This is a genomic window from Bhargavaea sp. GQ12 (assembly GCF_059758705.1).
In genome coordinates this window covers 77891-103136 of record NZ_JCAXEU010000008.1, presented here as the reverse complement: position 1 = coordinate 103136, position 25246 = coordinate 77891, and the positions used below count along the sequence as shown (strand labels likewise).

Sequence of the window (25246 nt, the reverse complement as noted above, 5' to 3'; positions counted from 1 at the left end):
CATTTTGGTGCATTTGGCTGTCAGACCCTGAGGGATCCGCGGAACCCTCTGGCTGCGTAGTACGAATCGGCACCGCTGTGATAGAGGAAGACGGTGTCATACCGGCGGTCGCAGAAAAGGGCGCCGCCCAGTTTGCGGATGCGTTCCGGAGTCTGGATCCAGCTCGATGTCTTCTTGTCGACCTGCTCCAGCTCCTGCAGATGCCGGTACTCCTCCTCCGTCAGCATCTCGATGCCCATCTCGGCGGCCAGATCCATCGCGGAATTCTCCGGCTTGTTCTTTTTCCTCTTCTCGAGTGCCTCCCGGTCATAGCAGATGCTCCGGCGGCCTTTCGGGCTTTCCGGCGAGCAGTCATAAAAGAGGTATTCACCGGTTTCCGTGTCTTTCCCGACCACATCGGGCTCGCCTTCGGTATCTTCCATGGCCTGGAGGGAGCGGAGCTTGTCCGGAGCGGCTTCCAGCCGGGATTGGACGTCCGCCCATTCGATGCCTTCGTGGCGGTGCATGTTTTCTTCGAAGCGGGTTTTCAGTACGTTGAGCAGTTCTTCCTGGTTTTGTGTCATGGAGACGCCTCCTTGATCAAGGGATAGGTTCAGTATACCGAATTTTCAACGGGCGGTCCGGGGAGAATCAGTGGCCGACTTGAAATAAGAAGGGCGGAGTTGCAATAAGGGTGCTGTAGTTGAAATATGGAGACCGAGGTTGCAATAAGGAAGCCCGGTTTGAAATAAGGAGGCTGAAGTTGAAATAAGGAATGCGGAATTGAAATAAGAAAGGTCAAGTTGCAATAGGGCCTCCCAAATTGCAACTTGGGGACCAGAATTGCCACATGGCATCCAGAGTTGCCACATGGCACCCGGAATTGCCACATGGCATCCAGAGTTGCCACATGGCACCCGGAATTGCCACATACGCGTTGCCTCAAACAAAGCCGGAAAGTCCCGTAACGGACTTTCCGGCTTCCACATTATCTCCCTTTAAACTCAGGCTTCCGCTTTTCCGCAAATGCGTTCAGTGCCTCGATCCGGTCTTCCGTCGGGATCGTCACTTCATACGCCTTGCGTTCGATGGCGAGCCCGGTCTGGATGTCGGCGTTCATGCCGTGCTTGATGGCGAATTTCGCCTGCTGGAGGCCGATCGGACCGTTGGCGAGCATCTGGTCGGCGAGTTCTCCGGCTGCGTCCAGGAGCTGCTCCGGCGGTACGACTTTCGTGACGACGCCGTACCGGTAGGCTTCTTCGGCCTTCATCCGCTTGGCGGTGAGGATCAGTTCGAGTGCTTTCGCTTCGCCGATCAGGCGGGGCAGGCGCTGTGTGCCGCCGGCGCCCGGGATGATGGCGAGGCTCGTCTCGGTCAGGCCCATGACCGCCGTTTCCGAGGCGACGCGGAAGTCGCAGGCGAGCGCCAGTTCCATTCCGCCGCCGAACGCGTAGCCGCCGATGACGGCGATCGTCGGCTGGGGCAGGTTTTCGATGGCGGTGAATACTTCGCCGATTTTATAAAGATTCCGTTTTACATGCTGTTCCGGCAGAGTTTTGCGTTCCTTCAGATCGGCGCCGACGCTGAATGCACGATCGCCGGCGGCCGTGAACAGCACAACACGGATGTCCGGGTTGATGCGAATTGATTCGACGACCTGCCCCAGTTCAGAAATCAGTTCATAGTTGAATGCGTTCATCGCGGCCGGCCGGTCAAGCGTTACGATGCCGATATGGCCTTTTTGTTCATAGCGGACGGTTTCCATATTCAATCCCCCTCATTGTGTGAAAAATCCCCCGTTTACAAAAACATTACCATGAGGCGCCACGTTCCGCCACTGCATGACAGAAAAAGGTCATTGCATAAACAAGAAGCAATGGGGTAAGATAAAAATACGAACAGATGTTCTTTTCTTCAGAAGGAGGGGAGGGACAGTATGCCATTGATCCCGCCGGAGGCACTGCCTCACTTTGAAAACCAGATCTACCTGCCGATGCTCCTCATCATTCTGGAGCGCGACCGGCTCGCATTCGAAAAAGGCCCGTTCAAGCTCAAGCGCCCGTACCTTGCGATGATCGCGGAGGCGGAAAAGCTTGTGCAGAAGGACCTGAAGGAATCGCGTCTTTACATGCGCCGCCACTCAATGAAGGTGATCAAGGGGAACCATGACGACATGTTCACGGAGTATGTATTCATCCATGGCGGCTACGAGGACCACCGGCGCTACCTGAACGTCAGATTGCGCAACCGGTCGGAGGAATTGCTTGGAGTTTACCTGGCGATGGGTGACCGCGCCATCTAGATGAATTCCCGGTCGAGCCCGGGATGACGCAGATAGTACTGCATCCGGGAAAACTTCTTGTCCAGCCGGCAGGCGAGGGCATACTGACGGTTCATTGTCTGGATCGAGACGTTCACCCGGATGGTGTCGCCGTTTTCCAGCAGCACCTCGCAGGAACTGGAGTTTCCCCAGTAATCTTCGATGCCGTGCAGCCCGATCCAGACATTGCTATCGGATTGCGGCGAAAGCGTCGGGAGAAAGATGCACGGCATCCCCATGTCCTGGACGATCAGCACAGGGACTTTATGATGATTTCCGATTAGCTTGCTGGAAATCTGAATGGCCTGCCGAAGCGTGGTCCCATACATCTCACAGGCCCGCTTGAGGGTATTGAGCGGCCTGCTGTCGAGCAGGAGCTTTTCTTTCTTCTCCGTAACGACCGTGCAGACCTTGCCATCAATCACTTTAGGCTCAAGAGCCAGTGTGTCGAACGAAATATAATAAGGAGATGCCAGCCGTTTCATGTCCAAAATAGATGACCCCCTGACTATGTATACATCTAATTATAGAAATCGCTGGAAATAAAGCAAGACTTATTTCTTATTATTGCTAATTAACTGTGAATATCGAAAATTTAAAAATAACCGTTGCATCCGCCACCCGTTTGCATATATAATAGGAAAAAGCGCCAGGTGGTGAATGGAATGGAACATTACTATTCGTACGCGGAATTCCTGAAGGCGGTCGGCAAGGGTCAGGCGAGTCCGTCTGAGCAGCTGCTGAACGATATCTACATGGACCTGTTCCTGAAGCATGTGCACCGTGAACAGACGAGGGAACGCCTGCTCAATCTGATCGACGAGGCACTGGACAAGAAAGACGTGGAGGCCTTCAATCTGCACACCGAACAGCTGAATGAGCTGGAAGACGACGAAACCGTGAAACCGTAACGCTGGAGGATTGCTGACATCATGCCGAAATCATATTGTTGAACCGTCCGTACTGAAGGGGATTTGAGCCCTGTGTGCGGGCGGTTTTGTGTGTCCGGACGCGTTCAGACATGCCGTCCGGGAGAGGGGAAGGCCGCTCCGTTTTCTCAAAAAACCGGTATCAGATTGATTGAAAACACCTGTTCGCTTTTTGCTCGAGAAGAATAGGGGAATATGATACGATAGTGACATTATCGAGAGTTCCACGAACGCAATCGGAAGGGGACGGGACATGGTCCAGAAATTTGAACTGCAGGCACCGTATGAGCCCTTGGGCGATCAGCCGAGGGCGATCGACCGGCTGATCGCCGGTGTAAATGAAGGCAAGCGGCATCAGACGCTCCTCGGGGCGACGGGAACGGGGAAAACGTTCACCGTCTCGAACGTACTGACGGAAATCAACAAGCCGACGCTCGTCATCGCACACAATAAGACGCTCGCCGGCCAGCTGTACAGCGAGTTCAAGGAGTTCTTCCCGAACAACGCCGTCGAATACTTTGTCAGTTACTACGACTACTATCAGCCCGAGGCCTATGTGCCGTCGACGGATACGTATATCGAAAAAGACGCGAGCATCAATGATGAGATCGACAAGCTGCGCCACTCGGCGACGTCTTCGCTGTTTGAGCGGAACGACGTCCTGATCGTGGCGTCCGTGTCGTGCATCTACGGTCTCGGTAACCCGGACGAATACCGCGAGATGCTCGTGTCGCTCCGGGTGGGCATGGAAATCAGCCGCAACGAGCTGCTGCGCCGGTTCGTCGACATCCAGTACAACCGAAATGACATGAACTTCATCCGCGGGACGTTCCGCGTGCGCGGCGACGTCGTGGAGATCTTCCCGGCATCGCGCGATGAGCGGTGCATCCGGATCGAGTTTTTCGGCGATGAGATCGACCGGCTCCGCGAGGTCGATGCGCTCACCGGGGAGATCCTCGGCGACCGCGACCACGTCGCGATCTTCCCGGCATCCCACTTCGTCACGAGGGAAGAAAAGATGAAAAAGGCGATCGCGAACATCGAGGCCGAGCTGGAAGAGCAGCTGAAGGCGCTGCGCTCGGAGGACAAGCTGCTGGAGGCCCAGCGGCTCGAGCAGCGCACGCGCTATGACCTGGAAATGATGAAGGAGATGGGATTCTGCTCGGGGATCGAGAACTATTCCCGTCACCTGACCCTGAAACCGGCGGGGGCGACGCCGTACACGCTGCTTGACTACTTCCCGGACGACTTCCTAATGGTCATCGACGAAAGCCACGTGACACTTCCGCAGATCCGCGGGATGTACAACGGGGACCAGGCGCGCAAGCAGGTGCTTGTTGACCACGGGTTCCGCCTGCCGTCGGCGCTTGACAACCGTCCGCTTAAGTTTGAGGAGTTCGAGGCACGGCTCCGCCAGGCGATCTATGTATCGGCGACGCCGGGCCCGTACGAGCTCGAGCACACCCCTGAGATGGTCGAACAGATTATCCGGCCGACGGGGTTGCTTGACCCGGTCATCGAAGTCCGCCCGATCGAAGGGCAGATTGATGACCTGATCGACGAGATCCAGGAGCGCGTACGGAAAAACGAGCGCGTCCTCATTACAACGCTGACAAAGAAAATGTCCGAAGACCTCACCGACTATCTGAAGGAAGTCGGCATCAAGGTCAACTACCTCCACTCCGAGATCAAAACGCTCGAACGGATCGAAATCATCCGGGAGCTGCGGCTCGGAACCTATGACGTGCTCGTTGGGATCAACCTCCTGCGGGAAGGGCTCGACATCCCGGAAGTGTCGCTTGTCGCGATTCTCGACGCCGACAAGGAAGGGTTCCTTCGCTCCTCGCGTTCGCTGATCCAGACGATCGGACGCGCTGCGCGTAACTCTAACGGGCATGTCATCATGTATGCCGACAATATGACCGACTCGATGCGAATCGCAATCGATGAAACGGCGCGCAGACGCGAGAAGCAGATCGCCTATAACGAAAAGCACGGCATCACACCGACGACGATCAATAAGCAGATCCGCGAATCGATCCGTGCGACGCACGAAGCCGATGAGACGGCAACGTACGCGGAAAAGGCGACACAAGGGAAGAAGCTGACAAAGGACGAGAAAGCAACGCTCCTCGCTTCCCTGGAAAAGGAAATGAAAGAAGCGGCAAAGGCGCTCGACTTCGAACGGGCTGCCACGCTCCGCGATACGATACTCGAACTGAAAGCAGAGGGGTGAGATCCGCATGAAAAACAAGGAAATCGTCATCCAGGGCGCGCGTGCGCATAACCTGAAAGACATTAATGTCACCATCCCGAGGGACCAATTGGTCGTCGTGACCGGCCTGTCCGGCTCGGGCAAATCCTCGCTTGCCTTCGACACGATCTATGCAGAGGGGCAGCGGCGCTATGTGGAGTCACTGTCCGCCTATGCCCGGATGTTCCTCGGACAGATGGACAAGCCGGATGTGGACGCGATCGAAGGGCTGTCGCCGGCGATCGCGATCGACCAGAAGACGACGAGCCGGAACCCGAGATCGACCGTCGGGACGGTCACGGAAATCTCCGATTATCTCCGGCTTCTGTATGCGAGGATCGGCAAGCCGATCTGCCCGAACCACGGCATCGAGATTTCCTCCCAGACCGTCGAGCAGATGGTCGACCGGGTGATGGAACTGCCGGAGCGCACACGCCTCCAGATTCTGGCGCCTGTCGTCTCCGGCCGCAAGGGAACGCATAAAAAGCTTCTGGAAGACATCAAGAAACAGGGCTATGTCCGTGTGCGGGTCAACGGGGAACTGTATGACCTGGACGATGACATCGACCTGAACAAAAACAAAAAGCACGACATCGAAGTCGTCATCGACCGGATTGTCGTAAAAGATGATGTGGAAGGGCGACTCTCGGATTCCCTGGAGACGGCGTCGTCGCTTGCCGGAGGACGCGCGATCATCGACGTCATCGGCGGGGAAGAGCTGATCTACAACGAACACCATGCCTGCCCGGTGTGCGGATTCTCGATCGGAGAGCTGGAGCCGCGGCTGTTCTCGTTCAACAGCCCGTTCGGCGCCTGCCCGGAATGTGACGGCCTCGGCTCCAAGCTTGAAGTCGACCCGGACCTTGTCATTCCGGACAAGAGCCTGACACTCGCGGAAGGCGCGATCGCCCCGTGGGAGCCGACAAGCTCCCAGTATTACCCGGAACTTCTGAAGGCGGTCTGCAAGCATTACGGGATTTCCATGGACGTGCCGGTCAGCGAGCTTCCGGACAGCCAATTGGACAAGGTCCTTTACGGTTCCTCCAGCGACCGCATCCACTTCCGCTATACGAATGAGTTCGGAAAAACACGCGACAACCATATCTACTTTGAAGGGGTGCTCAAGAACGTCGAGCGCCGGTACCGTGAAACGAGTTCCGACTGGATCCGGGAGCAGATGGAGAAGTATATGGCGGAGCGCCCTTGTCCGGTTTGCCGGGGAGACCGGCTCAAGGAAGAAGCGCTTGCGGTGAAGGTTGCCGGCCTGAACATCTCCCAGGTGACCCGTTTCCCGATCACCGAAGCCGTGGACTTTTTCCACGGGCTCAACCTGTCGGAAAACGACCGGGCGATCGCGAATCTGATCCTGAAAGAGATTAATTCACGGCTCGGTTTCCTCGTGAACGTCGGTCTGGATTACCTGTCGATGTCGCGCGCGGCGGGCACGTTGTCCGGCGGCGAGGCACAGCGGATCCGGCTGGCGACCCAGATCGGCTCGAAGCTGTCGGGTGTCCTGTACATCCTCGATGAGCCGTCGATCGGGCTTCACCAGCGTGACAACGACAAGCTGATCGGCACGCTCAAGGAAATGCGCGATCTCGGCAATACGCTCATCGTCGTCGAACATGATGAGGATACGATGATGGCCGCCGACCACCTGATTGACATCGGGCCGGGTGCCGGTCTGCATGGCGGGGAGATTATCGCGCAGGGCACGCCGCAGGAAGTGGCGGATGATCCGGATTCCATCACGGGTGCTTACCTGAGCGGCCGGAAGTTCATCCCGGTCCCTGCGGAGCGCCGCAAGCCGGACGGCCGCACTGTCCGCATCGAGGGCGCAACGGAAAACAACCTGAAGACCATCGACGCCGATTTCCCGCTTGGCCAGTTTATTGCCGTCACGGGCGTTTCAGGCTCCGGAAAATCGACGCTCGTCAATGAAATCCTCTATAAGACACTGGCCCAGAAGCTGAACCGGGCCAAGGCTAAGCCGGGCGCTTATGCGGCCATTTCGGGACTTGAAGAACTCGAGAAAGTCATCGACATCGATCAGTCGCCGATCGGGCGCACCCCGCGTTCGAACCCGGCGACCTACACTGGCGTGTTCGACAACATCCGCGACCTGTTCGCTTCGACCAACGATGCGAAGGTCCGCGGCTTCCAGAAAGGGCGCTTCAGCTTCAACGTCAAGGGCGGACGGTGTGAGGCTTGCCGTGGGGACGGCATCATCAAGATCGAGATGCACTTCCTGCCGGATGTCTACGTCCCGTGCGAAGTGTGTCACGGACGCCGTTACAACCGGGAAACCCTCGAAGTCCGTTACAAAGGCAAAAACATCTCCGACGTGCTCGACATGACCGTATCCGACGCAGCAGTGTTTTTCGAAAATATCCAGAAGATCCACCGAAAACTCCAGACGCTCGTCGATGTCGGTCTCGGCTATGTAAAGCTTGGCCAGCCGGCGACGACGCTTTCGGGTGGGGAGGCACAGCGGGTCAAGCTGGCATCCGAACTGCACCGACGGTCCAACGGCAAGACATTCTATATTCTTGATGAGCCGACGACCGGGCTTCATGCGCATGACATTTCTCGTCTGCTCGAAGTGCTCCACAGGCTCGTCGACAACGGCAACACCGTCCTTGTCATCGAGCATAACCTTGACGTCATCAAGACAGTCGACCACATCATCGACCTCGGGCCGGAAGGCGGCGATCGCGGCGGCCAGATTATCGCTACAGGGACGCCGGAAGAAGTGGCCGAAGTGCGCGAATCTTACACGGGTCACTATCTGAAGCCGATCCTTGAGCGCGACCGGAAGCGGACCGATCAGCTTTTGGCGGAAGCGGAAAGACGGGCCTGACGGATTTTTCGGATATCTCAGTGAAACTTTTCCCGTTCCCGGCACGTAACATAACTATCAACGGAAGCGCCTTGCCGCTTTCGAAGGAGGAACGCATATGAAAGACGAGAAAAGCCGTATTCTGGACATGCTGGAACAAGGGACAATCAGCGCAGACGAAGCATTGCGTCTTTTGGAGAAGTTCGAAAGCAACCGCGAAGCCGTGAAGGAAAGCCATCCGGAAATCAATGACGGGCAGGCGGACAAGCCGGCGGCGGATCCGCAGCAGGCAGTCGGCGGCGGTGAGGAAGCGGACAACTGGCAGGGAGATTTCAGCCAGGACGCCCAGCCGGAAGGGGAAGAGCACCGCTCCGGAAAACAGGCATCGATGGATGACTTCCTGGAAGACGTCCGACGTGACTTCACAACATTCGGTAACCGGTTCATGCAATTCATGCAGACGGCGGTCGACCGCGTAAAGACATTCGATATCGACAAGCCGTTCGGTGATCCGGTCGTCTTCCATGAGACATTCACGAAGAGCTCGGAAGGCATCGAAGAGATCAGTGTCGACCTGTCGATGGGCAGCTTTGACATCCGCCTCGGCGAAGGGGAAGAATTCCGCGCCGAGTGCGAGGTGAAGGTGCATCGTGCCGAGGACGAGGCTGAAGCGAAGCGGGAATTCGAAGAGCGCTTCCTCTTCATCACGGACGGCAACCGACTCCGCATCACGAACGACCAGAAAATGACCCAGGTGAACGTCGTTCTCCATGTGCCGGAAAAGCAGTATAAAAAGCTCGCGGTTCGCATGTTCAACGGCACCTTTGCATCCGGTACCGGCCTGACCGCGGCACAGGTGCGCGTGCGCACGGCCAACGGCAAGATCGAGGCGGACAATCTTCACTTTGATGAGGCTGAGTTCGAGACCGCGAATGGCGCCATCCGCCTGAAGGATATTCATGGCGAGCAGGTCGAAGCGGAAACGCTCAACGGTCGGATCGACATCGACGGCATGCTGAAGGACATCGAGGCCCAGTCGGTGAACGGACACGTCATCGTCACGACACGCGACGCCGAGTCCCGCAAGGTGGAAGCGACCGCCATGTCCGGAAGCGTCGAAGTGTATGTACCGCAGGAAGCCGGCATTGAAGGAGAAGTCTCCTCAAACTTCGGACGCATGGATATTCGCATGCATGACGTCACCCGTACGAAGGAGCAGGAGCAGCTGCTCCAAAAATCCATCCGGTTCCGCAAAGAAGGCGGCAACCCGGACCTTCCTCCGCTCCGCATCAAGGGAGAAGCCAAGACAGGCACCATTATCGTAGGCTACATCGGAAACTAAAGAACATCAAAAGGACGGAAGGCTCAAGTGGCCTTCCGTCCTTTTTTGCATTTGGGCGTTTAATTTGCGAAAGTGACGAATCGGTCGTCGAAAGTGAAGAAAGCCTCCTTGAAAGTGACGAATCCTCCCGTGAAAGTGACGAATCGCCCCCTGAACGTGACGAACCGGCACAACTCCCCAACCGCTTTACTGTCCCTTGCCGTAGTACCAATTCACCACGGCGAATGCGATGGCGCGTGCGCATTGCCTTCTGTACCTGTCGTTTTTCAAAAGGGCCGCCTCCTGACGATTCGTCATGAATCCGCACTCGAGCAGGACTGCGGGCATGCGGGTGTTGCGCACGACGGCAAAGTCGGCGCGCTTCACCCCTCGGTTTCTGCGGCCGGTGGCAGAGACGAGCGCCGCCTGTATATGCCCGGCGAGCAGCTCCGACTGGCGCTGTGCACGTGGATAGATAAACGTTTCGATGCCATTCGCCTCATTCCAGCCCGTGCCGAACGCATTGGCATGGATCGAGACATAGGCATCCGCACCCCAGGCGTTCGCCTTGCGGACGCGTTCCGCAAGCGGAACATCCCGTCCTGCTTCGTGAGCCGTCATTACCGTGATCCCTTCCGCTCTCAGGAGCTTTTCGGCATACGCGGATACCGAAGCATTGAATGCAAACTCCAGCATCGATCCGTCGGGCGTCCGCTTTCCCGGTGTCGCCGGTCCATGGCCGGCATCCAGCATGATTTTCTTCAATTCACTCCACCTCCGACTGTTACATAGAGACAACGGGCCAGATGTATACGCTTGCACGGGGCATTCCAGATAAAAGCGATGTTCATTAACCGAATCTTTGTTAGAATATATGGCATGGCCGACATTCGGCAGCGAAGGGGGCAATGCCGATGGATCACGTGACGGTAAAAGACGTGATGGAACGTTTCGGACTTGAACTATCAGCGGGTGCGGAAGGGATCGGACGGCATATCGCCAGCAGCGACATCTCCCGCCCGGGACTCGAAGTGGCCGGTTTCTTTGAATATTATCCGGCAAACCGTATTCAGCTTCTGGGGAAAAGTGAAATTTCATTTTTCTCGATGCTGCCTCGCCTTGATAAGATGGAACGCGCCCGGAAGCTTTGCTCTCCGGACACGCCGATGATTGTCGTCTGTCACAGCATGCGGATTCCGCCGGAGCTCGTGGCTGCGGCTGAAGAGGAGCAGGTGCCGGTCCTCTCGTCACCGATGACGACGACCAAACTGTCCAACAAGCTGAGCGACTTCCTCGAAAACCGGCTTGCACCGATGACGGCGGTACACGGTGTCCTGCTTGATATTTATGGGCTGGGCGTTCTTATCACCGGCAAGAGCGGCATCGGCAAAAGCGAAGTGGCGCTCGACCTTGTCAAGCGCGGGCACCGGCTCGTCGCAGACGACATGGTGGAGATCCGCCAGGTGGCAGAAGATACACTGGTCGGCAATCCGCCGGAGCTGCTTCGCCACCTGCTTGAGATCCGCGGGCTCGGCATCATCGATGTGCAGATGCTTTTCGGGGCAAGTGCCATCCGTGACTTTAAGCGGATTACATTGATCATCGATCTGGAGCTCTGGGATCCGGAGCGTACGTATGACCGGCTCGGGCTTGAGGAGGAGAAGCTGAAAATTCTCGATACCGAGCTGACAAGGCTTACTGTTCCGGTGCGCCCGGGAAGGAACATGTCGTCGATCGTTGAAGTCGCGGCGATGAACCACCGTATGAAGCAAATGGGCATGAATGCCGCTGAACAGTTTTCGGAGCGGCTGAACGATATGATCGGGCGGGAACAGGACCCGTCCTACTAAGCCGGCATTTCCGGTGAGCATGGAAGAAGGGATCAATGAATGCAATTTTCTCTCGCGGCGATCGATCCGATCGCCTTTTCTCTCGGACCGATTGACGTCCGGTGGTACGGAATCCTCATAGCGACGGGGATTGTGCTGGGGTTCCTCGTCGTCCAGCGGGAAGCGGTGAAGCGGGGTCTCCACCCTGACTTCATGACCGATTTCCTTATCTGGGCGGTGCCGATCTCAATCATCGGTGCCAGGCTCTACTATGTCATCTTCCAATGGGAGTACTACCGGGATGACCCGGGTAGGATCTTCCGGATATGGGAAGGCGGACTCGCCATACACGGGGCACTGATCGCGGCAGTGATCACAGCAATCATCTACACGAGAAAGCGGGGCGTGTCGTTCTGGAAAGTCGCGGACGTCACGGCGCCTGGACTGCTCATCGGCCAGATTCTCGGCCGTTGGGGCAACTTCGTGAATCAGGAAGCGCATGGCGGACCGGTCGCCGATGACTGGTGGGGTTATTCTGCGCTTCCGGATTGGCTCGTGAACCAGATGACGATCGAAGGCGTGACCTACCATCCTACATTCCTCTACGAGTCTGCGTGGAACCTGGTCGGGCTGCTTCTCATCCTGTTCGTGCTCCGGCGGATCAATCCGCTGAGCGGCGTCATTTTCCTGTTTTATGTTGCCTGGTATTCATTCGGGCGGTTCTTCATCGAGGGCATGAGGACAGACAGCCTGATGGCTTCCGGCCTGAAAGCGGCGCAGATCGTCTCGATGATCGGGTTCTTCGGGGCGATCCTGGTCTTCCTCATCCGCCGGTTCGCGATGAACATCCGTACACGCTATAAAGAATAAGTCAGCAGAAGGCCCGGTAGCGGGCCTTAACGATTAGCAAAGGAAGTCGAACTGAAACATGTCTACTTTACGCAAAGGAATCCAGGCGGGGCTGAATACTACGTGGACGCTCGGCAAGATCATCTTCCCGATCACGCTGCTTGTCGTCATCCTGCAGCATACCCCTGTCCTTCCGTGGATCATTGATCTTGTCGCGCCGCTGATGGGCCTGTTCGGACTGAGCGGCGAGGCGGCTATTCCGCTTGTGCTCGGCAACGCGCTGAATCTGTACGCCGGCATCGCCGGCATCCTGTCACTTGAACTGACGGTCAAGGAAGTATTTATCCTCGCCGTCATGCTGTCGTTTTCACACAATCTGTTTATCGAATCCGGCGTCGCGATGCGGGTCGGGGTCAAACTGTGGATCATCCTTGTCGTCCGCTTGGGACTGGCATCGATTTCCGCCATTTTGATCAACCTGTTCTGGAAGGGCGGAGCGGAAATCGCGCAGTATGGTATGGCGCCTGCACCCGAAGCGGCGCCGGAAACCTGGGGAGGCATTGTCCTGCTCGGTTTTGAAAAGGCCGGATTCGGCGTCCTGCAGCTCGCGGTGATCGTCATTCCGCTCATGGTCGCCATCCAGTTCCTGAAGGACGGCGGCTGGATGCAGAAGCTGTCCTCCAAGTTGGGGCCGCTCACAAAGCTGATCGGCGTCCAGCCAAATGCCGGCATGACGCTTGCCACAGGGCTGGTCGCAGGACTTGCAATGGGGGCAGGAGTGATGATTCAGGCGGTAGAAGAAGACGGTGTCAGCAAAAAGGATGCGACTCTCGTGCTCATTTTCCTCGTCAGCTGTCACGCAGTCATCGAAGATACGCTGATTTTCGTGCCGCTCGGCATCCCGATCTGGCCGCTTCTGCTGATCCGTGTCGTTACGGCGTTCGTGCTGACCATGGCGGTGGCGTGGTTCTGGAAGAGGGCGGAACAAACCAAAGAGAAGGGTGTCGTGCTGCATGGCCAATAAAATCGAAACGATTCTGTTCGACTTTGACGGAACATTGTTTGATACGAACGACCTGATCATCGAAACGTTCATGGCGGTTCTCGGAAAGCATTTTCCCGGACGGTATACCCGTGAGGACTGTCTCCCTTTCATGGGCCCGCCGCTGCGTGAGACGTTCGAGGCGCTGGCGCCTGAAAATGTCGAGCAGCTGATGGAGGAATACGTAAACTGGAACCTGGAAAACCACGACAAGCTCACGGCAGAGTTCCCGGGTGTCTCTGAGGTGCTCAAGAAGCTGAAGGAACGCGGCCTCAAGATGGCGATCGTGTCTACAAAGCGCAACAAAACGATCCACAGGGGCCTCGGCCTCATGGATGCGGACGGCATCTTCGACATCGTGATCGGATTGGACGATGTCACTCATGCCAAGCCGCATCCGGAGCCGCTCCAAAAAGCGATGGATGCACTGGGTGCCGATCCGTCAACGACCCTAATGGTCGGCGACAATTCGCATGACATCGACGGCGGCCGAAATGCCGGCACGCTCACAGCGGGCGTCGCATGGAGTGCAAAGGGCAAAGACTTCATGGAGTCGCTGAAGCCCGACTATATGTTGGACGCCATCGAGGACCTGCTGGAGATCACGGACCGGACGGTTGATGCCGGATGAGACGGACCGACCGCCATCCGGCACCGGTTAAAGGAACGAACCCGCTCTGGCATATGTACCGCACTGTTTCTTTCTTCAAGGTCGCCAAGAATTTCTCCGTCATCCAGATCGGGCGGTACACGCCGTCACTGTCTGTGAAACGGTGGCTTTACAGGACGTTCCTCGGCATGGAGATCGGGGAAAAGACGGCGCTTGCGCTGATGGTTGTCCCGGACACGATGTTTCCGGAACGAATCCGCATCGGCCAAAATTCGATCATCGGTTTCAACACGACGATCCTTGCACACGAATACCTGACCGATGAATACCGGCTCGGCGACGTCGTCATCGGCGACAATGTAATGGTCGGCGCGAATACGACGATCCTCCCGGGTGTGGAGATCGGGGACGGCGCCACTGTCTCCGCCGCTTCGCTCGTCAACCGCGATATCCCGCCCGGCAGCCTCGCCGGCGGAAACCCGGTCCGTATCATCTACACTGCGGAACAACTGAAAGAACGGCAGAGAACCCCCCGTCAAAGCTGACGGGGGGTTCGCCATTTCGTGGGGAGGAGTCAACGTCTCACGCCGGTATGTTAACGTTTCACGCCGGTATGTTAACGTTCACTCAGGTATAGCAACATCTCACCCCAGTATGTCAACGTTTCACTTTCTGATCCCGACACAGCAGCGGTACGAGCCTTCGCTAGAATCATGCCCATCCATTACCGGCGACCGGCAGGCCGACTGTGTGATATAATAGGTAGCTGATAACCTTTGAACATTTTGTGACATTACGCGGCGATGCCGCTTCCATATCCGGAGGAATTATTTTTGAACAATCACTCTCAACAGGGAAACCATAAAAAAGTCATCAACTTCATTCCGAACGGCGAATTCTATTACAAGAAGGCGCTCGGGGCGCTGAAGCGCGACGAGGTGGAGAAGGCCCACAAGTTTCTCAGCAGGGCGGCGGACCTGAGTCCGGAGGATGCTGATATCCTCCTGCAATACGCCATCCTGGAGATTGACATGGGCCGTTTTGAGCATGCCCGTGATTTGCTGATGGCTGCCCATGACTCCGGCCCCGAGGACCCGGATACGCTGTTTTATCTGTCCGAGGTGCATGTCAACCTCGGCTATCTGCGGGATTCGATCCGTTACGCTCAGCGTTACCTCAAGCTTGCCCCTGAAGGGCTTTACCGTGACGAGGCGATGGATATCATCGAGTTTTCCGAGCATGAACTGTACGGGCTTCCCGATGATGCCGAAGGTGATGGGCGGCTAGACTACATCCTTGACCGCGGCCGCCGGCTGATGGAGTCCGGGGAATTCCGGGAAGCCGTCAGCCTGCTGGAATCGGCGATCGAGGAGCACCCCGACTTTTGGGCCGCCTACAACAACCTGGCGCTGGCCTACTTCTATATCGGAGACACGGAGCAGGCGGAAGCGCTTTTGAACCAGGTGCTTAAGGGGGACAATGGAAATCTCCACGCACTCTGTAATTTCGCAGTGTTTCATTTTTACAAGCAGGACGCGCAGGCGCTCGAACGGGTAGTCTCCATCCTGCTTAAAATCCGCCCGATGCTCGTCGACCACCGTTACAAACTCGGCGCTACGCTCGCACTGGTCGGCCGCCACGCAGAAGCGTTCAACTGGCTCCGGGGCCTTCAGCGCATCGGGTTCGAGGGCGATCCCGGCTTTTATTTCTGGCTGGCGCATGCCGCCGCCATGATCGGCGAAGAGAAAGTCTCGCGCGATGCGTGGACTGTGCTTGTGTCCATGGATCCTTCCAAGGAAGGGAAAGAGCCCTGGTTGCGGGCACGGATTCCCGATACGCCGGAAAACGACCCGAAGTTCGTCATCGGTAAACTGAACAGCGGTGAAGAAGGACTCCGGCTGCTCGGCCTGTTCCTGACGGGCAAGTCGATGTGCCGGGAAGACATCCTCACCCATCCGGAATGGCCGGACGTAGAAAAGATGTCAACGACGGAAAAGCTGTTCCTTGCGAACGGTCTTGGTCACCGGCTCCCGGGAAGGGACCGAGGAGAGCTTCTCTATAACCGTGTATTCGAGGCAACCGATCTGCTGTACAGCAGGTACGAGCCGCTTGGCGAGGAGGATATGCCCATCCTCGAGATGTGGTTCCTCATGTGCAGCCGGGCCATCGAGGAAAGCTACGCCTTCCGAAATCCGCCCGCAATTGCCGCATCAGCTGAATATATGTACCGCTCTTCGCTGCAGTCAGGCACGACCAAAAAGGAGATCGCCGAGTCATACGGCATCTCTGTGAAGACATTGACAAAGTATGTCAACGAACTGTTCCGCTTCCTGCCGTTCCCGCGCAGTTAGGCAGAAATGTTGAGCCTGCGCCGCAAATCGAATAGCATGAAGGCAGACAGGTGTTCACATTTAAGGAGGAACTTTTCATGGCTGAAGATAAAATTTATGATGTCATCATCATCGGAGCCGGTCCTGCCGGCATGACGGCGGCGGTCTATACAAGCCGTGCCAACATGTCCACGCTCATGCTCGAGCGAGGCATCCCTGGCGGCCAGATGGCCAACACGGAAGACATCGAAAACTATCCGGGATTCGACAGCATCCTCGGTCCGGACCTCTCCAATAAAATGTTCGAACATGCGAAAAAGTTCGGCGCCGAGTATGCATACGGCGATGTGTCCGAAGTCCGTGACGGTGAAGAATACAAGACGATCGTCGCTGGCGGCAAGGAATACAAAGCCCGCTCGATCATCATCGGCACAGGAGCGGAATACAAGAAGATGGGCATTCCGGGAGAATCCGAGCTCGGCGGCCGCGGCGTAAGTTACTGCGCGGTCTGCGACGGTGCGTTCTTTAAACAAAAGAACCTCGTCGTGGTCGGCGGCGGAGACTCCGCGGTTGAAGAGGGTGCTTACCTGACCCGCTTTGCGGACAAGGTGACCATTGTCCACCGCCGCGACGAGCTCCGTGCACAGAAAATCCTTCAGGACCGTGCTTTCGCGAACCCGAAAATCGACTTTATCTGGAGCCACACCGTCAAGTCGATCAACGACCGTGACGGCAAGGTCGGAAGTGTCACACTCGTCTCGACAAAAGACGGCAGCGAACGTGAATTCGAGGCGGATGGTGTGTTCATCTACATCGGCATGGTGCCGCTTACTGCACCGTTCAAATCGCTCGGTATTACCGACGGGAACGGCTATATCCCGACCGACGAACATATGAAGACTTCCGTTCCCGGCATCTTTGCGGCAGGGGATGTGCGTGAGAAAACACTTCGCCAGGTCGTCACGGCGACAGGCGACGGCAGCATCGCAGCGGAAGCTGCACAGAAGTATGTCGAGGAATTAAAGGAAAAAATCGGTTCAAAAGCCTGATTTAACACTTTCTTAACCGCGCTGTAACAGCGCTGCAATAAAAAGGGTGTATAGTTTAAAGTGTAAATTGACCCCCCTTTATGATAGCAATACATTTTGACGGCACCGGCACGCCCGGATGCCGTCCTTTTTTGCATTCCTTTTGTATCGCCTTTCATAAGCATAGTATAATAAAGGGTAGAATGTTTTCCGGAAGGTGGGGAGACCGATGCAGCGGATTGCCAATCTGTTGGTCATCCAGGACGAAAAGGTCCTGTTATTGAAGAAACCGCGCCGCGGCTGGTATGTCGCGCCGGGTGGGAAGATGGAGTCGGGAGAGTCCGTCTATTCGGCCGCTATCCGGGAATTCACGGAAGAGACCGGGGCGATTCCGGTCGAACCGCATTTGAAAGGAATTTATACGATGGTCATCCGGGATGAGGAAAATACCCGGACCCTTGATGAGTGGATGCTGTATACATTTGCTGCGCGCGGCCTCGAAGGAGTACCTTTTGAGGAGAACCGTGAAGGAAAGCTTGACTGGCATGGCGTCGGCGAACTGGATACCTTGCCGATGGCCGAAGGCGACCGGATGAATCTGAAATTTGCAGCCGGAAGCCCAGGCACCCAGTACGGCACATTCACCTATACGGAAGAGTTCAGACTGCTCGGGGCGGAACTGCAGCAGTCGGCAGAAAGGACGGATCCATGATGGAGAAAACCCAAGAAAAAACCGACAGCATGGAGCTTGTCGTCATCACCGGAATGTCCGGTGCCGGCAAGACGGTCGCCGTACAGAGTTTTGAGGACCTGGGATACTACTGCATCGACAATCTGCCGCCGGAGCTGCTTCTCACATTCCTGAAGCTTTTGGCGGATTCCGACCGGAAGCAAAGGCGTGTGGCTGCCGTCATGGACATGAGGGGCAGGGAGTACTTCGATTCCCTTACCGGTACACTGGATCAGATCGAGGCTGCTGAAGGCTTTGACCTGCAGGTGCTCTTCCTCGATGCCGATGACAGTACGCTCGTCAAGCGCTATAAGGAAACGCGCCGCAAGCATCCTCTGTCCCACGGCGGGCTCGTGAGCGACGGGATACGAAAAGAGCGGGAGATGCTTTCCGAATTAAAAGGAAGGGCTCGCTACCTGTTCAATACGTCCTATCTGCGGCCGCGCGAGCTCAGGGAGAAGATTGTAGAAAGCTTCTCGGAAACAGAAAAGGGCACGTTCACGGTCAATGTCATGTCGTTCGGCTACAAGCATGGTATCCCGATTGATGCAGATATCGCGCTCGATGTGCGCTTCCTGCCGAACCCGTACTATATTGAGGAACTGAAGCCGCTTACCGGCCTCCAGCGGGAAGTCTATGAATATGTCATGAAACAGAACGATACAAAAGAATTGATCCTGAAGCTGGAAGATCTCTTCCGCTTCCTCATCCCGAGATACAAGGAAGAGGGCAAGGCGCAGCTTGTCATCGCGTTCGGCTGCACGGGCGGCCAGCACCGCTCCGTGTCACTTGCGGAGTACTTCGCGGAGAAGCTGAGCGGGGAGTACAAGACGTCGGTGACCCATCGGGATATCAAACACAGAAAGGGCTGATCCCATGCCCGCTAAAAAGGGGAAGAAGCGCATTGTGGCAATCGGCGGGGGAACCGGCCTGTCCACGATTCTGCGAGGTCTGAAACAATATGATGTCGATCTGACTGCCATTGTGACCGTCGCGGATGACGGAGGCAGCTCGGGAAAGATCCGCAAAGATTATATGATTCCGCCGCCGGGTGACGTCCGTAACGTCATGGCGGCACTTTCCGACGTTGAGCCGCTTGTACTTGAAATGTTCCAGTACCGCTTTTCCTCTTCAGAAGGGCTCGGGGGCCATTCGCTCGGAAATCTCATGCTTGCCGCCATGACGAACATTACGGGAGATTTCTCGAATGCAGTGGCTGAAATGAGCCGATTCCTGAACATCAAGGGACGCGTGCTGCCGGCCGCGAACCAGATCATCACGCTCGGAGCGGAACTCGAGGACGGCTCGATCATCAACGGTGAGTCCAAGATTCCAGTCTATGGCCATCGGATCCGGCGGGTGTTTTTGATGCCGGACGAGGTCGAGCCGCTTGATGACACAGTGCGCGCAATACGCAAGGCCGATATGATCGTCATCGGGCCGGGCAGTCTGTATACAAGCATTTTGCCGAACCTGCTCGTTCCCGGAATCGGGGACGCCGTACTTAAATCGAAAGCACGCAGGCTCTACATATGCAACATCATGACCCAGCCGGGCGAGACATCGTCGTTCAGCGCGTCGGACCATGTCCGCGTGATGTACGACCATCTTGGCGGCAGGTTCCTCGACGGTGTCGTCGTCAATGATGGCACGGGGCTAGAGGCCGTGGTGGAGGATTATCGCCAGCGGCAGTCCGTCCCGGTGCCGGGTGATGTGGAGAGCCTCGAGGAACTGGCGGATGATGTCATCCTGGCAGATATTGCGACCATCGTGGGCGGACATGTCCGCCACGACGCGGGCAAGGTGGCAGAGCTGATCTGCAGCTACCTGGACAGCCCGGACGGCGCAGCTGTCTGATCAGGACGGCAATCCGTGAAAGGAGAGGAAGCCGGTGTCATTCGCATCGGAAACGAAAAAAGAACTGACGCAGGTGGAAATGGACGAGTGCTGCACCCGCGCGGAGTTGTCGGCCTTCATCAAGATGAACGGGGTTTTGTCGTTTTCAAACCGGCAGATGAGCCTGGACGTCCAGACGGAGAACGCAGCGATTGCCCGCAGGATGTACACGAATATGCGGCGGCTCTACCCGTACAAAGTGGAGCTGCTCGTCCGTAAGAAAATGCGGCTTAAAAAGAACAATGTCTATATATGCAGGATCCGGGAGGGCGCAAAGACCATGCTCGAGGATCTGAAGATCACCGGTGAGGGAATCAGTTTTGCAGAGGGCGTGTCAGCAGAGATCATCAAGGATGACTGCTGCAGAAGGTCGTATTTGCGAGGCGCGTTCCTGGCGGGAGGATCGGTCAATAATCCGGAGACTTCGTCTTATCACCTGGAGATTTTCTCGCTTTATCAGGAGCACAGCGAGGCGCTGGTGGAGCTGATGAACGCATATTATCTGAACGCAAAGTCGATCGAGCGCAAAAAAGGGTTTATCGCCTACCTTAAAGAAGCAGAGAAAATTTCCGACTTCCTCAGTCTCGCGGGCGCGCACTCGGCGCTCCTCAAGTTCGAGGATGTCCGGATCGTGCGGGACATGCGGAACAGCGTCAACCGCCTCGTCAATTGCGAGACGGCCAACCTGAACAAAACGATCGGTGCTGCGATGCGCCAGGTGGAGAATATCCAGTTTATCGATAAGATGATCGGAATCGAAGGCTTGCCGGAGCGGCTGCAGGAAATCGCGCGTCTCCGTGTCGAGTACCAGGACGTCACGCTGAAAGAGCTTGGCGAGATGGTTTCGGGCGCGGCGATCAGCAAGTCGGGTGTCAACCACCGCCTGCGCAAAATTGATGAGATCGCAGAAAAACTCCGCAAAGGCGGCGTATCATTGAAGTGAGTTTGTTCTTGTCCTTTTCGGTCTTCTCCGATACGATAAAGGAATAGACAAGCAACCGGTTACAAAGGAGGAAGTCGGCCATGACCGAACGGACATTAGAGGTGAAACTGAAATCCGGCCTGCAGGCCAGGCAGGCGGCGCTTTTCGTCCAGGAAGCGAACCGTTTCTCCTCGGACATCTACCTCGAGAAGGGGACGCGCAAGGTGAACGCAAAAAGCATCATGGGAATCATGAGCCTTGCAATCGCCAAAGGGGTGGAAGTGACGCTGAGTGCGGATGGACATGATGAGGAAGACGCGGTCACTGCGCTTTCTGCAATCATTGAAGATGAAGCGGCCGGCTGATAGGCAGCCGTTACAACTGAAGACAACAAGAAAAGACCCGGCAGGCTGCCGGGTCTTTTGACTTCTTACTTTTCTTCTTTTTTGTTAGGAAGCTCGTTCCGTTCAATGATATGGTCGATGAGTCCGTATTCCTTCGCGCGCTCAGCAGTCATGAAGTTGTCGCGCTCTGTATCGCGCTCAAGTACTTCAAGTGGCTGGCCGGTACGTTCTGCAAGGATTGTATTAAGCTTTTCGCGGAGGAAGAGGATGCGTTTTGCCGCAATCTCGATTTCCGTCGCCTGGCCCTGTGCGCCGCCGAGCGGCTGGTGGATCATGACTTCTGCGTTAGGAAGTGCATAACGCTTGCCCTTTGTTCCGGCCGCGAGGAGGAATGCGCCCATTGATGCCGCCATGCCGATGCAAATCGTCTGCACGTCCGGCTTGATGAACTGCATCGTATCGAAAATCGCCATGCCGGCTGTGATGCTGCCTCCCGGGCTGTTGATGTAGATCGAGATGTCCTTGTCCGGATCTTCAGCCTCGAGGAAGAGGAGCTGCGCGACAATGGAATTTGATACGTTATCGTCAATGCCCGAACCGAGCATGATGATGCGGTCTTTCAGAAGCCGCGAGTAAATGTCGTACGCCCGCTCACCGCGGTTCGTCTGTTCGATTACTGTAGGGATGAGATTCATCTGTTCGTCCTCCTTTGAGTGGATGAGTAAATACCTGCACTGGAACACTATACCCTCCAGCCCTTGAAAATATCATAAGCTATTTGGTCAATGAAGGTCAAATGAGACGCTCCGTCTAAAAAGAAAAAGGGGCTTGCATCCCGGACATCATACTTGTATAATGAAAACTGTCGTCCGGTAAGGAGACTATGAATGTTCTGCCCTCGTGGTGCAACGGATAGCACGTAAGATTCCGGTTCTTAAGATGTGGGTTCGATTCCTGCCGAGGGCGCTGACAGACGCATCACCTTTATAGGTGGTGCGTTTTTTTATTGTTCCCTGAAACGTGCGGTTGTCTTTTACTCCCTGCTTGATTCCACATTCCCTGAATCTTTTCCTTCTTTTGTACGTAGAGAATAATGAATAGGCCATTGTTTCAAGGAGAAATGCGAATGGGTAAGGTAGGGGTAGATATCGCAGGTAAGAGAGGGGATTAAACTGATGAGAAAGATGATGGGTCCGATCCTGATCATTGTAGGGATCCTGGTCGTACTGGCCGTTATGCTTGTGCCAAAATACAATGGATTCGTGAATCTGGAGGAAGACGTCAACCAGGCATATAGCCAGATTGAAAACCAGCTGCAGCGCCGGATGGATCTGATTCCAAACCTCGTGGAGACCGCGAAGGGCTACGCAGCGCATGAAGAAGAAGTCTTCACGGACATCGCCGATGCGCGCTCTCGTCTCGCAGGGGCGGGATCTCCTGAAGAACAGGCCAATGCCAACGAAGAACTGACCGGCGCACTGAGCCGACTGCTGGTCATCGCCGAGAATTATCCGGACCTGAAGGCGAACGAGAACTTCCGCCAACTCATGGATGAGCTTGCAGGGACAGAAAACCGGCTTGCGGTCGCGCGGATGGATTACAATGAAGCGGCTACTGAATATAACCGGAATGTCCGGAGATTCCCGGGCAATCTGGTCGCCGGCATTTTCGGATTTGATCAGAAAGAGTACTTCGAAGCGTCGGAAGCCGCACAGGAAGCGCCGAAAGTCGATTTCGGGGAGTACGGTAACTGATGAAGCGGATCAGCAGGACTCTTCTGTTCGTCCTGCTTCTCTTTGCCGGGACGCCCGCTCTGGCGGCGGAGCCGGACGTACCGGAACCGATTGGAGATAACATTTATGTCCAGGACCATGCAGGCATCCTGACAGCCGATCAAAAATCTCAGATTGTTTCAATGGCTTCGTCTCTTGATCAGGGAACAGGCGCACAGATTGCAGTTCTGACTGTACCGTTTGCGGTGGAGATACCGGAGATGTATGCACTCGAGGCGCTGAGGGAGTACCAGCTCGGCGCGGCGGGCGAGGATAATGGTGTTCTGCTGCTTGTATCGACGGTCAAGAACTCGTCTGAAAAACGGGCATTTGAAGTATCAGTCGGTTATGGACTCGAAGGGGCTCTCCCGGACGGTAAAGTGGGAAGGATACTTGATGAATATGGTGTCCCTTATCTTGCAAACGAGCAACCTGCTACGGCCATCATGAACGTGTACCGTGTTCTTCACAACGAGGTGGCTGCTGAATTCAACTGGGAAGGCACTGTCGAGCAGCCTCAGCCTTATGCCGGCTCCGGCAACAGCAATGGAGGCGGCGGAATCAACCCGATTGTCGCGATCATCATTATCTTCGTGCTAGTCAACATGTTCTTCGGCGGCGGAGGACGCGGAGGTGGCGGAGGCCGGGGACCTGGCGGCAGGCGCCGCAGGGGCGGAACAATCATCTTTGGTCCGGGCTCCTTTGGCGGCGGAGGTGGCTTCGGAGGAGGCGGCTTCGGCGGTGGCGGCGGCTTCACCGGAGGTGGTGGAGGCTCCGGTGGCGGCGGAGGAGCCGGCCGGGGCTGGTAATCTGAAAGGAAGTAGGAATACACATGAACGTTACATTGTATGTCGGCAACGATTGCCCGCTATGCGACGAAGCTTTGCTTAATCTGAAACTTGCGGCGGAGGATTTCCCGCTTGATGTCGAAGTGGTCGATATCAAGCAGGATGACCAGCTGCACGAAAAATACATGCTGATGATTCCGGTACTGGAGAAGGACGGCCAAGTGCTGCTCTATGGAAACATCGGCTACGGTGATGTAATGGAAGCGCTCCTGTAGCGCTTCTTTTTTTGGTTAAAAAGTTTGCAACTCTGCATTTCGTGGAATACAATAAGTACGTAGTGGGACATAATTTAAATCACCGGGACATATAAAGTCCCGAAGTGAGGAGGATGTCCATGGATGCGGGGACACAGTCTTTGCTCAGTATTCTCCCTGAACTTCCTGACTTGCTGTCTGTGCGGTACAGCATCCTGAATGCTATACGGCAAGAAGGCCCTGTCGGCAGGCGTTCGCTCGTTGGCCGGAAAAACCTCAGTGAGCGTGAAGTCCGTGCAGTTTGCGACCTTTTGCGGCAGCAAGGGCTGATTACGGCGGAAACTTCGGGCATGAAAGTCACAGCTGAAGGGGAATCCGTTCTTGACACATTGCAGCCGGTTGTCAGCCAGTGGACAGGACTTGAAGAATTAGGGACTGAATTAGGCCTGGAATTGGGTATACAGAAAGTGGTGGTTGTCCCCGGCGGGGATGACGATGACTTGGTCAAGCGGCGGATGGCGAGAGCGGCATGTGCCCATATGGCCGGAGTACTCAATGAAGGATCGGTCGTGGCAGTAACCGGAGGAAGCACCGTCGCGGCAATTGCCGATGAAGCGGCAATCGCGGGACTCCCGGGAGGAATCAGATTTATCGCAGCCCGCGGCGGCACAAGCGGTGACGTGAAGTCGCAGGCCAATATGATCGCGGCTATGCTTGCGGCTGCCACGGGGGGAAGCTGGACACCGCTCCATCTCCCGGAGACGCTCGCTGAATCATCGATCGGCCCGCTTATGGAAGAGCCGTCGGTGGTGGAAGCGATGGCTCTGTATGATCAGACGGACTGTATCGTCCACGGCATCGGTGACGCCCTTGAACTGGCACACCGCCGTGGGGCTGATGAAGAAATCCTTAAAAAGCTGGAGAAAGAGGGAGCGGCTGCGGAAGCGTTCGGATACTACCTGGACCGTGACGGCTCGGTGATCCATCGCCTCCGCACAATCGGGCTCAGCCGAAGCCAGATCGACCGTATTCCACATCCGCTTGCCGTGGCGGGCGGGATGGAAAAGGCGGGGCCGATTCTCGCCTATATGAAGCAGGCACCCGGCAGGACAGTCCTCGTGACAGACGAAACGGCTGCCATGGAAATGCTCCGCCTTTCGGGCGGAGAAACAAAGTAACGTTTGGAAAATTACTGATAAAAACCGGAGGG

At 56.1% G+C, this 25246-nt stretch carries 26 protein-coding genes and 1 tRNA gene; 22 read left to right on the top strand and 5 right to left on the bottom strand.

Annotation, left to right across the window (positions count from 1 at the left end):
* Positions 1 to 20: 20 nt before the first annotated feature.
* A complete protein-coding gene (locus AC6CHQ_RS09380; protein ID WP_498081403.1) occupies positions 21 to 563 on the bottom strand; it encodes a DUF4256 domain-containing protein in 543 nt (180 codons plus the stop codon).
* A gap of 404 nt (positions 564 to 967) precedes the next feature.
* The gene (locus tag AC6CHQ_RS09375; RefSeq protein WP_424237872.1) at positions 968 to 1744 is read right to left on the bottom strand and encodes an enoyl-CoA hydratase-related protein; all 777 of its coding nucleotides are present in this window, start codon (positions 1742 to 1744) and stop codon (positions 968 to 970) included.
* 171 nt (positions 1745 to 1915) lie between these two features.
* Here AC6CHQ_RS09375 and AC6CHQ_RS09370 point away from each other — a divergent pair, with 171 nt between their 5' ends.
* Positions 1916 to 2281 (top strand): YhjD family protein, encoded by a 366-nt coding sequence (locus AC6CHQ_RS09370; RefSeq protein ID WP_251239442.1) that lies wholly within the window; start codon positions 1916 to 1918, stop codon positions 2279 to 2281.
* Here the strand turns inward: AC6CHQ_RS09370 and AC6CHQ_RS09365 are convergent.
* Entirely contained in the window at positions 2278 to 2784 is a 507-nt protein-coding gene (locus AC6CHQ_RS09365) for a competence protein ComK (protein ID WP_424237912.1), read from the bottom strand. The two genes, AC6CHQ_RS09370 and AC6CHQ_RS09365, sit on opposite strands and share 4 nt — an antisense overlap.
* 180 nt (positions 2785 to 2964) lie before the next feature.
* On the opposite strand from AC6CHQ_RS09365, the gene AC6CHQ_RS09360 reads away from it, so the two are divergent.
* The 4 genes from AC6CHQ_RS09360 to AC6CHQ_RS09345 all read left to right on the top strand — a co-directional run bounded on the left by AC6CHQ_RS09360 (position 2965) and on the right by AC6CHQ_RS09345 (position 9663).
* Positions 2965 to 3210 carry an IDEAL domain-containing protein gene (locus AC6CHQ_RS09360; protein WP_424237871.1) on the top strand — a complete coding sequence of 82 codons (246 nt, stop codon included), beginning with the start codon at positions 2965 to 2967 and terminating at the stop codon, positions 3208 to 3210.
* A gap of 271 nt (positions 3211 to 3481) precedes the next feature.
* Positions 3482 to 5464: an excinuclease ABC subunit UvrB gene (gene uvrB, locus AC6CHQ_RS09355; RefSeq protein ID WP_092055530.1), complete on the top strand. Its 1983-nt coding sequence runs from the start codon at positions 3482 to 3484 to the stop codon at positions 5462 to 5464.
* 7 nt (positions 5465 to 5471) lie between these two features.
* Positions 5472 to 8342 (top strand): excinuclease ABC subunit UvrA, encoded by a 2871-nt coding sequence (gene uvrA / locus AC6CHQ_RS09350; protein WP_498081402.1) that lies wholly within the window; start codon positions 5472 to 5474, stop codon positions 8340 to 8342.
* A 97-nt stretch (positions 8343 to 8439) separates the two neighbouring features.
* On the top strand, positions 8440 to 9663 hold the full coding sequence (locus AC6CHQ_RS09345) for a DUF4097 family beta strand repeat-containing protein (protein WP_498081401.1): 1224 nt from the start codon (positions 8440 to 8442) through the stop codon (positions 9661 to 9663).
* A 186-nt stretch (positions 9664 to 9849) separates the two neighbouring features.
* Here the strand turns inward: AC6CHQ_RS09345 and AC6CHQ_RS09340 are convergent, their stop codons facing one another.
* A complete protein-coding gene (locus AC6CHQ_RS09340) occupies positions 9850 to 10407 on the bottom strand; it encodes an N-acetylmuramoyl-L-alanine amidase family protein (RefSeq protein WP_251239438.1) in 558 nt (185 codons plus the stop codon).
* A 149-nt stretch (positions 10408 to 10556) separates the two neighbouring features.
* On the opposite strand from AC6CHQ_RS09340, the gene hprK reads away from it, so the two are divergent.
* From hprK to AC6CHQ_RS09280, 12 genes are all read left to right on the top strand, one after another.
* The gene (gene hprK / locus AC6CHQ_RS09335; protein WP_251239437.1) at positions 10557 to 11492 is read left to right on the top strand and encodes an HPr(Ser) kinase/phosphatase; all 936 of its coding nucleotides are present in this window, start codon (positions 10557 to 10559) and stop codon (positions 11490 to 11492) included.
* 39 nt (positions 11493 to 11531) lie between these two features.
* A complete protein-coding gene (lgt, locus tag AC6CHQ_RS09330) occupies positions 11532 to 12341 on the top strand; it encodes a prolipoprotein diacylglyceryl transferase (protein ID WP_498081400.1) in 810 nt (269 codons plus the stop codon).
* A 58-nt stretch (positions 12342 to 12399) separates the two neighbouring features.
* Positions 12400 to 13344, top strand: coding sequence for a nucleoside recognition domain-containing protein (locus tag AC6CHQ_RS09325; RefSeq protein ID WP_498081399.1), 945 nt, complete (start codon positions 12400 to 12402; stop codon positions 13342 to 13344).
* A complete protein-coding gene (ppaX, locus tag AC6CHQ_RS09320; protein WP_498081398.1) occupies positions 13334 to 13993 on the top strand; it encodes a pyrophosphatase PpaX in 660 nt (219 codons plus the stop codon). Before AC6CHQ_RS09325 ends, ppaX begins: the two co-directional genes overlap by 11 nt.
* Entirely contained in the window at positions 13990 to 14517 is a 528-nt protein-coding gene (locus tag AC6CHQ_RS09315; protein WP_498081397.1) for an acyltransferase, read from the top strand. The genes ppaX and AC6CHQ_RS09315 overlap by 4 nt, the downstream gene beginning before the upstream one ends.
* A 288-nt stretch (positions 14518 to 14805) precedes the next feature.
* A complete protein-coding gene (locus AC6CHQ_RS09310; protein ID WP_251239433.1) occupies positions 14806 to 16323 on the top strand; it encodes a tetratricopeptide repeat protein in 1518 nt (505 codons plus the stop codon).
* Between the two features lie 77 nt (positions 16324 to 16400).
* Positions 16401 to 17351, top strand: coding sequence for a thioredoxin-disulfide reductase (gene trxB / locus AC6CHQ_RS09305; protein WP_498081396.1), 951 nt, complete (start codon positions 16401 to 16403; stop codon positions 17349 to 17351).
* 208 nt (positions 17352 to 17559) lie between these two features.
* On the top strand, positions 17560 to 18042 hold the full coding sequence (locus tag AC6CHQ_RS09300; RefSeq protein WP_498081395.1) for an NUDIX hydrolase: 483 nt from the start codon (positions 17560 to 17562) through the stop codon (positions 18040 to 18042).
* The gene (gene rapZ, locus AC6CHQ_RS09295; protein WP_407640883.1) at positions 18042 to 18932 is read left to right on the top strand and encodes an RNase adapter RapZ; all 891 of its coding nucleotides are present in this window, start codon (positions 18042 to 18044) and stop codon (positions 18930 to 18932) included. Before AC6CHQ_RS09300 ends, rapZ begins: the two co-directional genes overlap by 1 nt.
* A 4-nt stretch (positions 18933 to 18936) precedes the next feature.
* The gene (gene mgfK, locus AC6CHQ_RS09290) at positions 18937 to 19917 is read left to right on the top strand and encodes a gluconeogenesis morphogenetic factor MgfK (protein WP_092055498.1); all 981 of its coding nucleotides are present in this window, start codon (positions 18937 to 18939) and stop codon (positions 19915 to 19917) included.
* 34 nt (positions 19918 to 19951) lie between these two features.
* Entirely contained in the window at positions 19952 to 20899 is a 948-nt protein-coding gene (gene whiA / locus AC6CHQ_RS09285) for a DNA-binding protein WhiA (protein ID WP_251239431.1), read from the top strand.
* 80 nt (positions 20900 to 20979) lie between these two features.
* The gene (locus AC6CHQ_RS09280; protein WP_251239430.1) at positions 20980 to 21243 is read left to right on the top strand and encodes an HPr family phosphocarrier protein; all 264 of its coding nucleotides are present in this window, start codon (positions 20980 to 20982) and stop codon (positions 21241 to 21243) included.
* A 65-nt stretch (positions 21244 to 21308) separates the two neighbouring features.
* On the opposite strand, the gene clpP is transcribed toward AC6CHQ_RS09280, so the two are convergent.
* Positions 21309 to 21941 carry an ATP-dependent Clp endopeptidase proteolytic subunit ClpP gene (gene clpP, locus AC6CHQ_RS09275; protein WP_281242844.1) on the bottom strand — a complete coding sequence of 211 codons (633 nt, stop codon included), beginning with the start codon at positions 21939 to 21941 and terminating at the stop codon, positions 21309 to 21311.
* Between the two features lie 175 nt (positions 21942 to 22116).
* Here clpP and AC6CHQ_RS09270 point away from each other — a divergent pair.
* The 5 genes from AC6CHQ_RS09270 to AC6CHQ_RS09250 all read left to right on the top strand — a co-directional run bounded on the left by AC6CHQ_RS09270 (position 22117) and on the right by AC6CHQ_RS09250 (position 25214).
* A tRNA-Arg gene (locus AC6CHQ_RS09270) sits at positions 22117 to 22188 on the top strand.
* 209 nt (positions 22189 to 22397) lie between these two features.
* Positions 22398 to 22976: a LemA family protein gene (locus AC6CHQ_RS09265; RefSeq protein WP_498081394.1), complete on the top strand. Its 579-nt coding sequence runs from the start codon at positions 22398 to 22400 to the stop codon at positions 22974 to 22976.
* Positions 22976 to 23803 (top strand): TPM domain-containing protein, encoded by an 828-nt coding sequence (locus tag AC6CHQ_RS09260; protein ID WP_498081393.1) that lies wholly within the window; start codon positions 22976 to 22978, stop codon positions 23801 to 23803. Before AC6CHQ_RS09265 ends, AC6CHQ_RS09260 begins: the two co-directional genes overlap by 1 nt.
* Before the next feature lie 23 nt (positions 23804 to 23826).
* Entirely contained in the window at positions 23827 to 24057 is a 231-nt protein-coding gene (locus AC6CHQ_RS09255; protein ID WP_092055787.1) for a glutaredoxin family protein, read from the top strand.
* A gap of 119 nt (positions 24058 to 24176) precedes the next feature.
* Complete coding sequence (locus tag AC6CHQ_RS09250; RefSeq protein ID WP_498081392.1) at positions 24177 to 25214, top strand: sugar-binding transcriptional regulator; 1038 nt, start codon at positions 24177 to 24179, stop codon at positions 25212 to 25214.
* Positions 25215 to 25246 lie beyond the last annotated feature (32 nt).

What these genes read in the sequence shown, in the direction of transcription:
- AC6CHQ_RS09380 (WP_498081403.1), bottom strand. Translation starts at nt 563, where the DNA reads ATGACACAAAACCAGGAAGAACTGCTCAACGTACTGAAAACCCGCTTC.
- AC6CHQ_RS09375 (WP_424237872.1), bottom strand. Translation starts at nt 1,744, where the DNA reads ATGGAAACCGTCCGCTATGAACAAAAAGGCCATATCGGCATCGTAACG.
- AC6CHQ_RS09370 (WP_251239442.1), top strand. Translation starts at nt 1,916, where the DNA reads ATGCCATTGATCCCGCCGGAGGCACTGCCTCACTTTGAAAACCAGATC.
- AC6CHQ_RS09365 (WP_424237912.1), bottom strand. Translation starts at nt 2,784, where the DNA reads ATGAAACGGCTGGCATCTCCTTATTATATTTCGTTCGACACACTGGCT.
- AC6CHQ_RS09360 (WP_424237871.1), top strand. Translation starts at nt 2,965, where the DNA reads ATGGAACATTACTATTCGTACGCGGAATTCCTGAAGGCGGTCGGCAAG.
- uvrB (WP_092055530.1), top strand. Translation starts at nt 3,482, where the DNA reads ATGGTCCAGAAATTTGAACTGCAGGCACCGTATGAGCCCTTGGGCGAT.
- uvrA (WP_498081402.1), top strand. Translation starts at nt 5,472, where the DNA reads ATGAAAAACAAGGAAATCGTCATCCAGGGCGCGCGTGCGCATAACCTG.
- AC6CHQ_RS09345 (WP_498081401.1), top strand. Translation starts at nt 8,440, where the DNA reads ATGAAAGACGAGAAAAGCCGTATTCTGGACATGCTGGAACAAGGGACA.
- hprK (WP_251239437.1), top strand. Translation starts at nt 10,557, where the DNA reads ATGGATCACGTGACGGTAAAAGACGTGATGGAACGTTTCGGACTTGAA.
- lgt (WP_498081400.1), top strand. Translation starts at nt 11,532, where the DNA reads ATGCAATTTTCTCTCGCGGCGATCGATCCGATCGCCTTTTCTCTCGGA.
- AC6CHQ_RS09325 (WP_498081399.1), top strand. Translation starts at nt 12,400, where the DNA reads ATGTCTACTTTACGCAAAGGAATCCAGGCGGGGCTGAATACTACGTGG.
- ppaX (WP_498081398.1), top strand. Translation starts at nt 13,334, where the DNA reads ATGGCCAATAAAATCGAAACGATTCTGTTCGACTTTGACGGAACATTG.
- AC6CHQ_RS09315 (WP_498081397.1), top strand. Translation starts at nt 13,990, where the DNA reads ATGAGACGGACCGACCGCCATCCGGCACCGGTTAAAGGAACGAACCCG.
- trxB (WP_498081396.1), top strand. Translation starts at nt 16,401, where the DNA reads ATGGCTGAAGATAAAATTTATGATGTCATCATCATCGGAGCCGGTCCT.
- AC6CHQ_RS09300 (WP_498081395.1), top strand. Translation starts at nt 17,560, where the DNA reads ATGCAGCGGATTGCCAATCTGTTGGTCATCCAGGACGAAAAGGTCCTG.
- rapZ (WP_407640883.1), top strand. Translation starts at nt 18,042, where the DNA reads ATGGAGAAAACCCAAGAAAAAACCGACAGCATGGAGCTTGTCGTCATC.
- mgfK (WP_092055498.1), top strand. Translation starts at nt 18,937, where the DNA reads ATGCCCGCTAAAAAGGGGAAGAAGCGCATTGTGGCAATCGGCGGGGGA.
- AC6CHQ_RS09280 (WP_251239430.1), top strand. Translation starts at nt 20,980, where the DNA reads ATGACCGAACGGACATTAGAGGTGAAACTGAAATCCGGCCTGCAGGCC.
- AC6CHQ_RS09265 (WP_498081394.1), top strand. Translation starts at nt 22,398, where the DNA reads ATGAGAAAGATGATGGGTCCGATCCTGATCATTGTAGGGATCCTGGTC.
- AC6CHQ_RS09260 (WP_498081393.1), top strand. Translation starts at nt 22,976, where the DNA reads ATGAAGCGGATCAGCAGGACTCTTCTGTTCGTCCTGCTTCTCTTTGCC.
- AC6CHQ_RS09255 (WP_092055787.1), top strand. Translation starts at nt 23,827, where the DNA reads ATGAACGTTACATTGTATGTCGGCAACGATTGCCCGCTATGCGACGAA.
- AC6CHQ_RS09250 (WP_498081392.1), top strand. Translation starts at nt 24,177, where the DNA reads ATGGATGCGGGGACACAGTCTTTGCTCAGTATTCTCCCTGAACTTCCT.